The following is a 14,751-nucleotide window of genomic DNA, read 5'->3' as shown; positions in this document are numbered from 1 at the left end:
CTCCCCCTGCCTACTCTTGCGGTGGTTTCGGTCGCTTGATGGGCTTAGGAGTGGGTGTTTTGGGTATAGGTTTTGAAATTACAGGACTGTCGCCGCCTGCACTTGCTTTCTTGACGGGACGGGGAGTTTCGCTACCGCGTCTGGGAGGGAATGGTTTTCTACCACCACGAGGACCACCTGGTTTAACTCCTGGTCTGCGTTTTTTGGGCAAATCAGCGATCGCCTCAGCTTTTTCTACCACTAAAACATCAGCTTCCCGCTTGGCTTGGAAGTCCCAGAATTTTCCTACTGCTTTGGTGGTTAGCACACCCCTCAATTTCAACTTAAAATATTTGGGTTTGTCAGTTGGTTTGCGTGGAGCTTGCCTAATTTTGACTACCAAGCTCTTAGCATCAAAAGACTGGTATACCACCTCACCACGAACAGAAAAGCCACCATCGGTAATTTCTGATGAGGGTATCTGGGAAATTGTATTGAGTTCAGAGTTTTCGGATAAGCCATCATCGGGCGTTTCTACCTCTTGTGACTCCGAGTCTGGCTCGTCCTCTATCAAGTTTTTAGCCAGGTTTTCTGGCTCCCAAACTCCCACGATTTGGATGTGCAAAGTATCATTTTCTTGTCTTGTACGTGGATATACTACCCACAAATGTTCTTTATCTAAGTCTAGGTGATTCTTGACTAGGCTCATAATCCGCCCTAAAAGGACGGCGTTGAGTTCTACATCATCTGTGGTCAGCAGCGTACCTTGGGTAAATTGTTCGCTGCTAGCATGATAACGACCTCGGACTAAGCCGATCGCTCGATATTGCATCGGCTCACTGGGAGGCGGAATCGGTTGCTGTCGATTAACTAAGTTCCCATTTGAGTCGGTCTCGCTGGGGTTAACAGGGGAAATTTCAACTTTAGAGGACTGGGCTGCTGTATTAATAACATTAGCGGGTGCCTCTATGGTATTTTGTCCCTGGTTAGAGGCAGAAGAATTGGAAGATTCGGGCAACGGCATCAGGTCGGAATTCATAAAAACTCCTTGCGGCACAGACACATCCCATTATGGGATTTTACAAAGGCAGCTGGTAAGAACGTTTGTGCGGCTGATAAAAGTATATTTACTTCTCACAAAGTCACACTAGAGTACTCTACACAATCCTAAAGGCGCTAAATTTAGTGTGTAAACACTAAAAGTCTAATCTAGCGCTCTAGACACTAGTTTCGGAAGCATATCATAGCTACAATTCTGACGGCTCCTCCTAAAGTCATCACTTACTTTAGCAGTGTAGATAGTTAATTGTTATAAAATTCACAGACAATGAGCGGTATTCCGCAAAGTTTTGGAAATTTTTAACTTTACAATTACAACCGTCCTTCAGGTAAATGTCATTAGAATTCAGGAGAAAGACAAAACTGTGTCTCAAACACGCAATAATCGCTGGATAGTTCAAGTTATCTTGGTGCTGGCAGTTCTTGCTTTTGTAGGTGTTTCGGTGATTCCTCTATTTGGAACGTTGAATAATACGCCATTGTCCAGTGAGAATACTGCTAGTACCAAAGGCAGTTTGACTTCCTCTGAGCAAAAATCAAAACTGGAAGACCAAGTACGGGGATATGAGCTGGTTTTGCAAAAGGAACCAGAAAATCAGACTGCGCTTAAAGGCTTATTAGAGGCGCGGCTACAATTACTCAGCCAAAAAGAAAAAGCTGAGGTTAAACCATCTGATATTCAAGTCGTTATTGAACCTCTAGAAAAGCTAGCTAAACTCAATCCCGACCAGTCAGAATACGCAGTGCTGCTAGCTCAAGCTAAGCAGCAAATAGGCGATCGCGAAGGAGCTGCTCAAGCTTATCGTTCAATTTTAGAGACAAAACCTGGTGATTTGAAGGCTTTGCAAGGAATGGTGGCTCTGTTGGTCAATCAGCAACGCCCCGAAGCAGCCATTGGTTTATTGCAAGAAACTCTGACTAACGCTGCCCAAGCAAATACAAATCAACCTGGAAGCGTTGACACAGTAGCCGTGCAAGTGCTATTAGGTTCTGTTCACGCTTCCCAGAAACGCTACGCCCAAGCTGCCTCTGCATATGACCAGGCAATTAAGAAAGATCCTAAGGATTTTCGCCCCGTTGTGGCAAAAGCGATGCTCCTGAAACAACAAGGCAAAAACGCACAAGCAAAACCTCTATTTGATAGTGCCGCAGCTTTAGCACCCGCTCAATATAAAGATGAAATTAACAAAGCTGCAAATGCTCCTCCCACTCCAGCTGCATCTAGCGCACCTGCGCCGGAAAGCAAACCTAAGTGATGGGCATAGGAACAGGCAGGGAGACGGAGGGGACAAAGTGAATAATTCATAAGTCCTAACTCAGCACTGACCACTCCCAGTCCCCAGTCCCTCACACCCCTTCAATGGCAGCAACGATACCAAAGATGAAAAATAGGCCTCCACCAATCAGGGTGAGTTGACGCTCAGAAATGCGACCAGCAATCATTTTGCCGCCGATAACAGCGATCGCTGCACAAATAGCATGTCCCAGAATTGCACCTGTGGTTACTCCAATTGGGTTATTCCCGGCTGCTAAAGCAATGGTGGCAATTTGAGTGCGATCGCCCCACTCTGCCATAAATGTTAATGCAAAGGCTTCTATTAAAATTGATAAGGAACTTTTTCGCTTTGGTAGCTGCAAATCTGCCTGTTTCACCGCAGCTTCCGCCTCTTCTACAATTTCAGTGTCACAAGCAGAGGCAGGCATCTTACTCGCGTCGTACAACAATTTGATACCAAAGGCGATAAACAAAGTTATTTCAGCATAATGAATATAAACTTTTGGCAATAAAGATGCTGCTTGTCCAAATAGCACCGAAATAATTGTCATCGCAGCTAAAGCAGCTACCACACCTGTAAATACCAGCCGCCGCGAGTGATGCATTGCCAAAATCACAGCAATAAAAAATGTTTTATCGCCTAGTTCTGAAACTGTAATTAATAACAAACCTGCGGTAAAAGCTGTTAACACTCTCTCAAGCTCCTGAAGAATCGTTGACCGATGTGAAGCTTGATGAGAGCCAAAAAACCTCACCAAGCTTACACTTTTGCGTGTGAACTTAGTGAAGGTCTCGCTTTCAAATATTTGATTACTTGCCACCTGAACCAGGCTCATTGCCAGTATGTTGATTCAGATGTACTGGCTAATAAATTTTTTGCCAGCAGCTACTCCCCTTCTATTGGGAATTAATCATACATCTATTCCAAGTACAAGTCAATATCCAGTGATTATTGAGGTAAAAACTCATCATTTGTGACTTCTGATAGTTGATAGGAACAGTTCACTGGAAAGGATTCCACAGACAAACCAGTTTCAGCTCTTGCTTGCTTAACCGCTTGTGCGTAACACTCTGCAAAAATGCTCTCAAGATAGGGTTTAAGACTGGGGGAATCATTTAGAGCTTCTTTAACACGTCTACGATGTTCAACGATGCTTCCTTCCCAGCTACCACTTCTCTTTTCCGGTTGGAATTGCCATTTGAGCAAATGCACTAGAATTACAATCAGATTACTCTTGAGACTCCGGCGTTCACTTCTTCCCATGTCGGCAATTTCCTCAATGAGGTTCTCCCAGTCCACATTCGTATAGTCTTGACTTTGCAATTTTTTTACAGTTGTTTCTATCCATTGCAAGTAGTCGTTCTCATATAAGGTTTGGGAATGCGCTTTTAGGGAAGACATGGCAGTTTCCATCGGGAATGGTTAGATCGTCTTTGGCAAATATTACTGTGATTGTAATCTGGGAAAAGTTAGGCGATCGCAATAATATTTGCACTAGTCAGCATTGCCTGATTTGAGAACTGGGCGATTTGAACTTGTGCTGTACCACCAACTCCATCTCGATCAAAGAATAGGTTACCCGTAGTTTGATTGTAGATAAAGCGATCGCTAAGGGTTGTCGCACTAGTTCCAAGTCTGAACAAGCTTTCTTTGAGTATCGTATCCTGAGATTGGCTCAGTCCAAATTCTGCTTTGGAAATGAAGATCGTATCATTTACAACAGTAAAACCAGTCATAATTTCATCGACTGCACTGAGAGTCTCAGCCAGGTTAAACCTATGTTGACCAGTTACACCGATGAGTACATCGTGACCTACAGCACTAAACAAGGTACTATTGACCAAACCAGCAATGAGACTGTCACTTCCTGTACCACCATCTAATTCGGTTGTAGTGATGCTGTCGTTAACAGGGACGAGAGCATCGTTAGTATCAACCACTGTCAATGCAAAAATATCGCTAACAGTCGTCGTTCCATCACTAGCGATAACTTTGATGTTGAGGCTGCCAACGTTGTTATTTGTCGGAGTACCACTGAAAGTGATGCCGTTAAAGCTCAACCAACAGGGGATTGGGTCACCATTTTCCAGGGTGGCGCTATAGGTGAGGTTATCTCCTGCATCAACATCCACAAAGGTGTTTGCTGGTAAGGTGAAGTTGAAGATTGTGTCTTCTGTTGCTGTTTGGTCGGCAATACTATTTTCCAGTGTTGGGGCATCATTAATATTGTTGACTGCGATCGCGATCGCTTGCTCGTAGAATAAGTCACCCTGATCTGTGGTGCGTAAACGGATGTTGTAGCTATTCTTGGTTTCGTAATCGGGCGAGACGTTAATGTATAACTCGTTTCCGACAATTGTGAAGGCGCTGTTATCAGTGCTGCCTATATCTGAAACCAGAGTATAGGTGTAGGTGTTGTCTGTATCAGGGTCAGTAGTGCTAAAGTTGCCAATTACTGTGTTGGCAAGAACATTCTCGTTAACACTGGTAGCACTCAGGCTCAAGTCAGTTGGGGTACTGTTGAGGTTAAGCTGAAAAAGTTCTTGTCCAGTGTTCCCGTTGTCAGCAAAAAAGTAGAGTTTGTCATTGATGTAAGTTAGGTTGTTAGGGTTAGAGCTACCTATACCAGAGAAGATATCATTGACGCGGACAGTACCAGCTTCAGTGCCATCACTCTTCCACAGTTCATTGCCCCCACTGCTGTCGGTGGCACTGAAGTACAGCGTACCGTTGACATTAGTCAGATTTTGCACATTAGAGCTACCTATCCCAGCGAAGATATCCTTGACGCGGACAGTACCAGCCTCAGTGCCATCACTCTTCCACAGTTCATTGCCCCCAATATTGTCATAGGCAACGAAGTACAGGGTGCCATTGACATTTGTGAGATTTTGCGGGTTAGAGCTACCCATACCAGAAAAGATATCTTTAACGCGCACAGTACCAGCCTCGGTGCCATCACTCTTCCACAGTTCATTGTCTCCACTGCTGTCAGTTGCACTGAAGTAGAGGGTGCCGTTGACATTGGTGAGATTTTGCGGATAAGAGCTATCCGTGCCAGAAAAGATATCCTTGACGCGCACAGTACCAGCCTCGGTGCCATCACTCTTCCACAGTTCATTACCCCCAATGTTGTCATAGGCAACGAAGTACAGCGTGTCGTTGACATTGGTGAGATTTTGCGGATAAGAGCTACCCGTGCCAGAGACGATATCTTTGACGCGGACAGTACCAGCCTCAGTGCCATCACTCTTCCACAGTTCAGGACCCCCACTGCTGTCAGTGGCACTGAAGTACAGCGTGCCGTTGATATTGGTCAGATTTTGTGGGTTAGAACTACCCGTGCCAGAGAAGATATCCATGACGCGGACAGTACCAGCCTCAGTGCCATCACTCTTCCACAGTTCACGACCCCCACTGCTGTCGGTGGCAACGAAGTATAACGTGCCGTTGATATTGGTCAGAAAGTTCGGATCGGAACTACCCGTGCCAGAGAAGATATCCATGACGCGGACAGTACCAGCCTCAGTGCCATCACTCTTCCACAGTTCGCGACCCCCACTGCTGTCGGTGGCAACGAAGTATAGCGTGCCGTTGACATTGGTCAAATTTTGTGGGTTAGAGTTACCCGTGCCAGAGAAGATATCCTTAACGCGGACAGTACCAGCCTCAGTGCCATCACTCTTCCACAGTTCATTGCCTCCATTACTGTCGGTGGCTCTAAAGTAGAGCGTGCCATTGACATTGGTCAGAAAATACGGTTCAGACGATAGGGTAGTAGTATTAATATCCTTGACGCGGATAGTACCAGCCTCAGTACCATCACTGTTCCACAGTTCATAGCCACCACTGCTGTCAGTGGCTCTAAAGTACAGTGTGCCGTTGACATTGGTCAGAGAGTTCGGGTTAGAGCTACCTGTGCCAGAGAAGATATCCTTAACGCGGACAGTACCAGCCTCAGTGCCATCACTCTTCCACAGTTCATTGCCCCCAGTGCTGTCGGTGGCACTGAAGTACAGCGTGCCGTTGACATTTGTGAGATTTTGCGGGTTAGAGCTACCTGTGCCAGAAAAGATATCCTTGACGCGGACAGTACCAGCTTCAGTGCCATCACTCTTCCACAGTTCCCGGCCCCCACTGCTATCGGTGGCACTGAAGTACAGCGTGCCGTTGACATTGGTCAGATTTTGCGGATAAGAGCTACCTATGCCAGAGAAGATATTCTTGACGCGGACAGTACCAACTTCAGTGCCATCACTCTTCCACAGTTCATTAGCCCCACTGCTGTCAGTGGCACTGAAGTAGAGCGTGCCGTTGACATTGGTCAGATTTTGCACATTAGAGCTACCCGTGCCAGAAAAGATATCTTTGACGCGGATAGTACCAGCCTCGGTGCCATCACTTTTCCACAGTTCATTGCCCCCACTGCTGTCATAGGCAACGAAATATAGCGTGCCATTGACATTAGTCAGAGAATTCGGGTTAGAGCTACCCGTGCCAGAAAAGATATCTTTGACGCGGACAGTACCAACTTCAGTGCCATCACTCTTCCACAGTTCATTGCCCCCAGTGCTGTCGCTGGCACTGAAGTACAGGATGCCGTTGACATTTGTTAGATTTTGCGGGTTAGAGCTACCTATACCAGAGACGATATCTTTGACGCGGATAGTACCAGCCTCAGTGCCATCACTCTTCCACAGTTCGCGACCCCCAATGCTATCGGTGGTAACGAAGTACAGGGTGTCGTTGACATTTGTCAGATTTTGGGGGTTAGAGCTACCTGTCCCAGAAAAGATATCCTTGACGCGGATAGTACCAGCCTCAGTGCCATCACTCTTCCACAGTTCATTGCCGCCACTACTGTCGGTGGCACTGAAGTACAGTGTGCCGTTGACATTGGTCAGATTTTGCGGGTAAGAACTACTTGTGCCAGAGAAGATGTCCTTAACACTGACAGTACCAGCCTCAGTACCATCACTCTTCCACAGTTCATAGCCACCACTGTTGTCGATCGCAACGAAGTATACCGTACCGTTGACATCGATCAGATTTTGCGGGTTAGAGGAAACTCCACCGGTATTTATATCTTTGATGAGGTTAATCGATGCTTCTTCTGGTGTCATAACCGTTTTTCCTTAAACCTTTAGACAAGAATCACAAGCAAAATCAGACGTTGGTTGATGCTCGAAGTGCGATCCCTATTTTGCTTACTATCTAAAAATGCGATCGCGCAATTCCATAGTTTCGCTTTTTTTGAAATTAAATAGCCTCAGCAAATATGTTGAACTTTATACTCTCTTTATATAAAACAGATTTAGTTTAATCTACTTTGAAATAAACAATATATTTCTTCTTTATCTGTAAATATAATTAGTTGTTCTCAAACTCTTTTTCCGAAGGGAAAAATAGGCATATTGCCGGAAATAGATCGGGTTATTCTAAAAATTGCTGCATGTATTCGGTCATGCTATTGATGATTTCCCGGTCATCATTTTTTATGAAATTTTCTCTGCTTTGACTGAAGATTCTCTCAGAATTAAAGCTTACATCAGAACAGAAAAATAAATAAAAATATAAACAATAGTTGAGATGAATTAATAATCACCTCAACCATTGTTGACCTGTGCATGATGGCAATTCATTCAAAAAAGTGGATTGATGAATCGATTAATTATGCACAAGGTTAACGTAAAACCTTATTTGGCGATCCAAGTCCAACCAAGTTTGCGCTTAGTTCCCACATCCGCTCGCCTTTTTCATCATCGCGGGCTTGAGGAGAAACCTTTTGCACAAAGGACTTGCCATCTTTTTTCTGGCGATTTCCCCAACTCCAATAAACACCGGATTGACTATATTCCGGATCGGCAACAACCGCAGCAACCCGTTCTCCTGCTAACTCCTGAGACACATATCCCCCAGTGATGTACTTTTGGAATAATGGGAAAAGTTTCTGAAACAGGGGATAGTGGTTTCGGAATAGAGGCGTTTCTGCAACACATCCTGGATAGAGAGAACTGAAAACAATATTGGTTGAATTGTGATACCGCCGATGCAGTTCTCTCATAGTCAACACGTTACAAACCTTGCTGTCTTTGTAGGCTTTAACGGGTTCAAATTTCTTGCCATCAATCATCGAAATAGGGTCTTTAAATCCTGCTGCAAAGCCCTCGAAATCACCCAAGTCTGGACGCGGCGGAATCTTTCCACCCAGTTCGTCTGGATTGTGGGTGACAGTTCCCAAAATCACCAGCCTTGGCTGTGAAGATGATTTCTGCAAATCCTCCAGCAAAAGATTACACAAAAGGAAATGCCCAAGATGATTTGTAGTGACGGTTAACTCGTAACCTTCTGGGCTTCGTAATGGTTCTTTTATTAAGGGCATATAAATTGCCGCGTTGCAAACCAAAGCATCCAAGGTGTTGCCACTTGCGCGGAAGTTTTTCACAAACTGCCGAACGCTTTCCAAGGAGCCAAGATCAATATGTATGCTCGTATAACTGTTGTAAGGAATTCCCACAGCTTGGGCAGCTTGTTGTGCCTTTGCTAAATCCCGACATGCCAACACCACATACCACCCTCTTTGGGCAAGAGCTTTTGCAGCGTACAAACCGACCCCCGAAGAGGCACCTGTAATTACAACCGTTGACTTCCTATCCTGTGCCATTCTATTGAGACTCTATTAATCACCTTTTACTATCTCCAGGATTTTACATCACTGAGTTACCACCTCTGATGATTCTAGGTGTTATACTTGGCGATCGCTTCACATCGTGCGATTAGATGAACGAACACTCAATATATTTATATTAGCTGGGCAAAGTGAAGAAATAGAGCTAGAAGTTACACCAGATGGTAGTATAGAACCATGAATAAGGTAAACTATGCAGCAATGAATGACCAAGAGCTAAAAAGTTACCTTCTCAGCCACAAAGATGATAAGGAAGCCTTTTATGCTTACATGGATAGACGAAAAACTCGTCCTTATGATGCTGCAATAAAATTAAAAGATCCAGCTTGGAAAGAAAAGATAATAGCTGTGATTCAGAAGCAGTTAGCTTCTGATTAATAACTTAATCATTTATATTTCATATTTTTAATCGAGGTGGACAAAGTTTTGTAGCCCCCTCGATTTTCCATAATAAATTTACTTTTTACTAATACTTCCGCTCTTTTGGCTCAAACATAGTAATCGCCACAGGTCGATACTGTATATCAATTCCTGCTGGTGAATAATAAGCCATTGTGTGTTTGAGAAAGTTAGTATCATCCCGCTGGGAATAATCTTCACGGAAGTGTGCGCCGCGACTTTCTTGGCGATTTAGGGCTGATGCCAAAATAGTCTGTCCCACTACCATCAAGCTTCGCAGTTCTAAGGCTTCCACAAGTTCTGTGTTCCAGCAACTTCCTTTGTCATCTAAATAAATTTGTGGATATCTTTGTTGGATTTCTGCTAATTTCTGTAATCCTTCACTCATTAATGCTTCAGTGCGGAAAACACCGCAATATTCAGTCATACAATCTTGGAAGGCTTGACGGACTTGATTAATCCGATACTCTCCTGGTTGTTCTAGCAAAGCTTGGATTTGTTGCTGGGCTTCTTTGAGGTAGCGTTGCTCATCTACAGAGGGCAATTTACGTTTTTGCACAAATTGGGCGATCGCTGCCCCAGTACGTTTGCCATAAACTACACATTCTAACAGCGAATTACTACCTAAGCGATTCGCTCCATGCACAGAAACACAAGCTGTTTCCCCAGCAGCAAAGAACCCTTCAACTAAACCATCACCACTACTGCGGACTTGACCATCAATGTTCACGGGGATACCACCCATACAATAGTGAATTGTCGGGCGGACTGGCATCGGTTGAGTTACAGCGTCAACACCCACTAGTCGATGGGCTTCTTCCCAGCAGAAGGGAACGCGACTCATAATTTTTTCTTTACCCATGTGTCGCAGATCCAGATAGACAAAGGGGCCACCAGCGCTACCATCAGTATGGATACCACGACCAGCCCGAATTTCATAAGCGATCGCCCGTGAGGTAATATCACGAGGAGCTAGTTCCATGCGGCTAGGTGCGTAGTTGGCCATAAAGCGATCGCCTTCGCTATTAATTAGATACGCGCCTTCACCGCGTACCGCTTCGGAAATCAGCACCCCTACTGGATATAAACCTGTGGGATGAAATTGCACAAATTCCATATCTTCTAGGGGCAAACCGGCGATCGCAGTCATAGCCAAACCATCACCCGAAGAAGCGTAATCATTGGAGGTGGTGTTATAAACGCGACCATAGCCGCCCGTAGCAAACATCACTGCTTTGGCGCGTACAACCTCAACATGCCCATCCAACAAATGGAACATCACCACACCCTTGGCCTGCCCCTCTTCCAAAATGAGACGCATCACGTACCATTCTTCATAAACTTGCACCCCATAACGCCGTAGATTGTTAACCAATTCATGCAAAATTGCATGACCAGTTTTGTCTGCGGCGTAGCAAGTGCGGTTGTGGGAATGTCCGCCAAAAGCCCGTTGGGCAATACGACCATCGGGTAAGCGCGAGAACAAAACGCCCATGTGTTCCAGGTCAATCACCACATCTGGCGCTTCCTGGGCCAGAATTGCCACAGCATCTTGATCTGCTAAATAATCAGAACCCTTGACAGTATCAAAAGCGTGTGCTGTCCAACTATCTTCCGAATCGACATTTTTCAGTGACGCAGCCATACCACCTTGGGCTGCCACAGAGTGGGAACGAATTGGGTGGGTTTTGGCAACCACAGCGATATTTAAATTAGGATCGGTGCGGGCAATTTCCACAGCAGCGCGACATCCTGCCAATCCACCGCCAACAATAATCACATCGTGTTCCAGCATCATTATTTAGACCCCGACTGCAAACCACTGCTGTTCTATTGTAGAAATCTGATTCAAGCGTTTTTGAACTACACCATACTTCCTATGTTCACCATACATCTTTACAAAAAAATTCCCTGCCCACAGACAGGGATGTTATTACAAATTTTTAAGTTAGAAGTGAAAAGTTAAAAATTAAGAGTTAACAGGCAGATGTAGTTACTCCTAACTCTTAATTCTTAACTCTTAACTTATTAGCTAGTTAGTTGTACAGGTTTTTGCTGAGATACATTACCTGGGATAGGTTCAGTTTTGGTTCCAGGTTCTACAGGAACTACTTCAATATGATTTAACAATGTAGTTACAAACGCAAACAGCAAGAAAGGCAGCGATAGCAGAACGACGAGACCTACTGTTGCTAAAGCGTATACTGGTTTCTTAGCACCCATTAGTGCCAAGGCTGATGCCAAACTCAGGGTAATTGTAATTAACCAAACAATTATTTGACCGTAGATATCACCAAAAGTCAGGGTACAGACATAGCGATAGTTTTGAATATTATTTCCGCTCATCACATTTGCCTCAAGTCTCTCCTATAGGTTCTACCTTAGAACCATGTTTGGCTTGTAGACAAATTCTAAATATTTTTGCAAGGTTCGTAATATAAGTTCATATTTCTTGTTTTATTACATAAGGGGAATTTTGAGATTGAATCAGCGAACAGTAATCTCAAGTTTAAGTTACAGATTTAAAGCTTAACTCAAATGAGTTAAGCCATAGTTGTGGCAGACTGGAAGTCTATGTGATAACTGATAAGCGATCGTTGATAAGTAATTGTTGAGTGTTTACAGTTTTTCTGGTGAATCTCAACACTAGAAGAAACTGCATTACAAGGGCTGTTAGAGTTATAAGAACCAAGTTTGGAGTTACAGCATAGATGCAAACTTGCTCATCAAATGAAAAACTGAGAATCCTCGACGTTGGCTTAGACTAAGCTTTCACATAAATTACTGATTCCTTCCTCTATAAATAGACGCTTTGCTCTTAGGTACAAAAAATATAATAGTAGGTAAAGTCAGGATAATTTTGTCATCTGTTGAATTCCGGATATTTAGGATATAGTAATTATTTTTTTGCTACCTATTGTTAAGTAAATAAATCCATCAAAACCAGGATGTAAAAACCGATTTTTTGATGTTAAATTTTGAGTATTGTCCGAATTTGTTGAATAAAATCAACAAAACACTTAATTTTTCGTGACAATAATTGTTTTAGGAGTGAACGTGAATACTAGTTTTCTTCGTAAAGGTGTTTTTTGGTTACCAAGTATAGCTGCTCTTACAGTCCTGAGTAGCGGCTTATCTGCTGTTGCCCAGACAGTTGATGCGGTAAGCACTCAGTCATTAACCGAGCCTCCAGCAACTGTAGTGTCTGGCAATGAATTAAGTACTGAATTAGAGGCTACAGAAACAACTGAATCATCTACAGTCGCAAATGTAACTAAGATACAGCAGTTCTCTAATGGCGCGACAGGGGAAACGCTCACACCCATTCCAGGCACAGTGGCAACTTCATCTGCAAAACTGATTTCTGAGCCTGTGGAACCAAATTCTCAACCATCTGCCCCCAGAGTGGCGCAATCAGATATCGATCTAGGTACAGCTACCCGTGGCGGTAGCAGCTATGTTGGGGTTGCTGGCAATATTGGTTTGAGTGGTGGAGACTCATCTTTAGGCGATGGCAACTTTGCGGTAATCACCAAAGTCGGCTTAACAAATACTATATCAGTCCGGCCATCCGCTATCTTTGGTGACAATACCACAGTTTTACTTCCTGTCACCTATGATTTTTCCTTCAAGTCAGCAGATCCTTTTGGCGAACCGTTAGCCATTGCTCCTTACGTAGGAGTAGGTGCAGCTTGGAAAACTGGAGATGATTCGCAATTTGCCTTTTTAGTATCTGGTGGGATTGATCTGCCTCTGAGTTCTCAATTTACAGCAACAGCATCTGTAAATGCGGGCTTTTTTGATCAAACTGATATCGGCTTATTATTAGGTGTTGGTTACAACTTCAGTGGCTTCTAAAAGTTAAGAGTTAGGAGTTAATAATTCAGCACCCAGGAGTCATAAGTCAGAATTGATAACGAGTCCAGATACCATTGGTGTATTCATCGATCGTAAATTATCGTGATTCTTGAATTATTCTGACCGGAGGCGGAGCGTCTCCGGCTCCGCTTCTGAATTCTCAATTCTGACTTTAATTCATAACTCCTCAATTTCTACTTAATGTGAGTTCGACGAACCTCTCCCTGCCTTGAACTAAAGTTCAAGTCTGTCCCTTTCCGACTCGGAGAGGGACGGTTTTGCGTAATAAAACCAGGGAGAGGTTTTTTGATTGAGCAAATTGGCTAGATACTATATAAGCAATCGAATTCACGTTACTTAGGGTTAACTTTATCAATTACCTTGATTTTGCCATCGTCTCCTACTGTCCAGACATCGTAAACACCGACGACATCACCATTAGCGTCAACATCTACATTGCCGCTGGCTCCTTGATAGTTAATGTCTTGACCCTTTTGCAGCAACTTCAGTCCCTCGCAGACATCAGTAACTTCTGTACCAGGGCCACCAGCAACTTCACGGATGTGCTTGGCTATACCGGCGCCTGTATTTTCTTTAGCAGCTTGCGCCGCCAATACTAATAAAGCAGCAGCATCCCAAGATTGGGGAGCGAATTCCCCTGGTGAACCACCTTTTTTCTGTTGCCAAAGCTTTTTGAAAGCCTCTAATGCTTTACCATCAGAACCAGGGACTGTGCCGATGGTTCCAGATGCAATATATTTACCGTCACTACCTTTGCCGACTTGACCAGGAAATTCGTCTGATTTCATACCATCCGTGAGCATCACCTGTACGCCTTTACTCAGACCTTGCTGATATGCTGACTTGAGCAGTAAGCTACCTGTTTCTACGTAAAAAACTCCCAGGACTGCATCCGGTTTCCCACCAAAAGCAGCAGTAGCTTCAGTCTCAAAGGTAGTTGCTTTGGGGTCGTAGCGGACAGGATTGTTTTTATTAACTATAGTTCCACCCAATTTTTCAAAAGCTTGAACAAATGCTTTTTCAAAGCCGACACCATAGTCGTTATTAATGACGACGGTGGATACTCGCTTGAAACCTTTTTTAGTGGCAAATTGGGCTAGGGCTGGCCCCTGGTAGCTATCAGGCGGAACTGTACGTGCCCAAAAACCTTTGAAGTCGCCTTTTTGCGCCTTTTCTGTAAATACAGGGCTGGTACTACCGGGTGAAATCAGCATCACTTGATTTTGAGCAGCAATTGAAACTGCGGCTGTGGAAACACTGCTAGCAAAAGAGCCAACGACACCTGCAACTTTATCTACTGATGCCAGTTTAGTCATACCAGCAGCACCGGCTTTCGGGTCTGTTTGGTCGTCTACAGCAACAAGGGTAACAGGTTGACCGTTGACACCACCGCAAGCGTTGACGGTTTCCACTAGTAAGGGACTTCCAGAAAATAAAATATACAGATAGTAAAAATGATAATCATTGTTA

11 protein-coding genes and 1 pseudogene are annotated in these 14,751 nt (G+C 44.1%); 4 read left to right on the top strand and 8 right to left on the bottom strand.

The genetic code is table 11. From position 1 onward, the window contains the following. Positions 1-10: 10 nt before the first annotated feature. A complete protein-coding gene (locus ACM0OY_RS01245; RefSeq protein ID WP_414567084.1) occupies positions 11-1,018 on the bottom strand; it encodes a hypothetical protein in 1,008 nt (335 codons plus the stop codon). Positions 1,019-1,403: 385 nt separating this feature from the next. Here ACM0OY_RS01245 and ACM0OY_RS01240 point away from each other — a divergent pair, with 385 nt between their 5' ends. Further along, positions 1,404-2,294 carry a tetratricopeptide repeat protein gene (locus tag ACM0OY_RS01240; protein WP_414567083.1) on the top strand — a complete coding sequence of 297 codons (891 nt, stop codon included), beginning with the start codon at positions 1,404-1,406 and terminating at the stop codon, positions 2,292-2,294. Positions 2,295-2,385: 91 nt separating this feature from the next. Here the strand turns inward: ACM0OY_RS01240 and ACM0OY_RS01235 are convergent, their stop codons facing one another. The 4 genes from ACM0OY_RS01235 to ACM0OY_RS01220 form a co-directional block, all read right to left on the bottom strand. After that, complete coding sequence (locus ACM0OY_RS01235; protein WP_414567261.1) at positions 2,386-3,006, bottom strand: TMEM165/GDT1 family protein; 621 nt, start codon at positions 3,004-3,006, stop codon at positions 2,386-2,388. Between the two features lie 257 nt (positions 3,007-3,263). Then, the gene (locus ACM0OY_RS01230) at positions 3,264-3,716 is read right to left on the bottom strand and encodes a DUF29 domain-containing protein (protein ID WP_414567082.1); all 453 of its coding nucleotides are present in this window, start codon (positions 3,714-3,716) and stop codon (positions 3,264-3,266) included. A 68-nt stretch (positions 3,717-3,784) separates the two neighbouring features. Continuing rightward, a complete protein-coding gene (locus ACM0OY_RS01225; RefSeq protein ID WP_414567081.1) occupies positions 3,785-7,438 on the bottom strand; it encodes an ELWxxDGT repeat protein in 3,654 nt (1,217 codons plus the stop codon). 560 nt (positions 7,439-7,998) lie between these two features. Next, a complete protein-coding gene (locus ACM0OY_RS01220; protein WP_414567080.1) occupies positions 7,999-8,979 on the bottom strand; it encodes a protochlorophyllide reductase in 981 nt (326 codons plus the stop codon). Positions 8,980-9,079: 100 nt separating this feature from the next. On the opposite strand from ACM0OY_RS01220, the pseudogene ACM0OY_RS01215 reads away from it, so the two are divergent. Together ACM0OY_RS01215 and ACM0OY_RS01210 are read left to right on the top strand one after the other, a co-directional pair. Continuing rightward, a pseudogene (locus ACM0OY_RS01215) lies at positions 9,080-9,184 on the top strand (DUF6888 family protein); the annotation flags it as partial. After that, complete coding sequence (locus tag ACM0OY_RS01210) at positions 9,181-9,381, top strand: DUF6887 family protein (RefSeq protein ID WP_414567079.1); 201 nt, start codon at positions 9,181-9,183, stop codon at positions 9,379-9,381. The pseudogene ACM0OY_RS01215 and the gene ACM0OY_RS01210, both read left to right, overlap by 4 nt. An 88-nt stretch (positions 9,382-9,469) precedes the next feature. On the opposite strand, the gene ACM0OY_RS01205 is transcribed toward ACM0OY_RS01210, so the two are convergent. Beyond that, entirely contained in the window at positions 9,470-11,197 is a 1,728-nt protein-coding gene (locus ACM0OY_RS01205) for a succinate dehydrogenase/fumarate reductase flavoprotein subunit (protein WP_414567260.1), read from the bottom strand. Positions 11,198-11,430: 233 nt separating this feature from the next. After that, positions 11,431-11,748: a hypothetical protein gene (locus ACM0OY_RS01200; RefSeq protein ID WP_190955368.1), complete on the bottom strand. Its 318-nt coding sequence runs from the start codon at positions 11,746-11,748 to the stop codon at positions 11,431-11,433. 711 nt (positions 11,749-12,459) lie between these two features. Between ACM0OY_RS01200 and ACM0OY_RS01195 the strand changes: the two genes are divergently transcribed. Beyond that, positions 12,460-13,260, top strand: a complete 801-nt coding sequence (locus ACM0OY_RS01195) for a hypothetical protein (RefSeq protein WP_414567078.1) — start codon at positions 12,460-12,462, stop codon at positions 13,258-13,260. Positions 13,261-13,613: 353 nt separating this feature from the next. On the opposite strand, the gene ACM0OY_RS01190 is transcribed toward ACM0OY_RS01195, so the two are convergent. Continuing rightward, on the bottom strand, positions 13,614-14,751 hold a 1,138-nt coding region (locus ACM0OY_RS01190), incomplete at its 5' end, for an ABC transporter substrate-binding protein (protein ID WP_414567077.1).

This window comes from Nostoc sp. CCY 9925 (assembly GCF_963920935.1).
GTDB lineage: Bacteria > Cyanobacteriota > Cyanobacteriia > Cyanobacteriales > Nostocaceae > Nostoc.
The sequence above is the reverse complement of the archived record's forward strand: the minus strand, read 5'-3'. Positions and strand labels throughout refer to the sequence as shown.

Bases quoted from the DNA above. Each gene is read 5' to 3' on its own strand.
- ACM0OY_RS01245 (WP_414567084.1), bottom strand. From the start codon at position 1,018: ATGAATTCCGACCTGATGCCGTTGCCCGAATCTTCCAATTCTTCTGCC.
- ACM0OY_RS01230 (WP_414567082.1), bottom strand. From the start codon at position 3,716: ATGTCTTCCCTAAAAGCGCATTCCCAAACCTTATATGAGAACGACTAC.
- ACM0OY_RS01225 (WP_414567081.1), bottom strand. From the start codon at position 7,438: ATGACACCAGAAGAAGCATCGATTAACCTCATCAAAGATATAAATACC.
- ACM0OY_RS01220 (WP_414567080.1), bottom strand. From the start codon at position 8,979: ATGGCACAGGATAGGAAGTCAACGGTTGTAATTACAGGTGCCTCTTCG.
- ACM0OY_RS01210 (WP_414567079.1), top strand. From the start codon at position 9,181: ATGAATAAGGTAAACTATGCAGCAATGAATGACCAAGAGCTAAAAAGT.
- ACM0OY_RS01205 (WP_414567260.1), bottom strand. From the start codon at position 11,197: ATGCTGGAACACGATGTGATTATTGTTGGCGGTGGATTGGCAGGATGT.
- ACM0OY_RS01200 (WP_190955368.1), bottom strand. From the start codon at position 11,748: ATGAGCGGAAATAATATTCAAAACTATCGCTATGTCTGTACCCTGACT.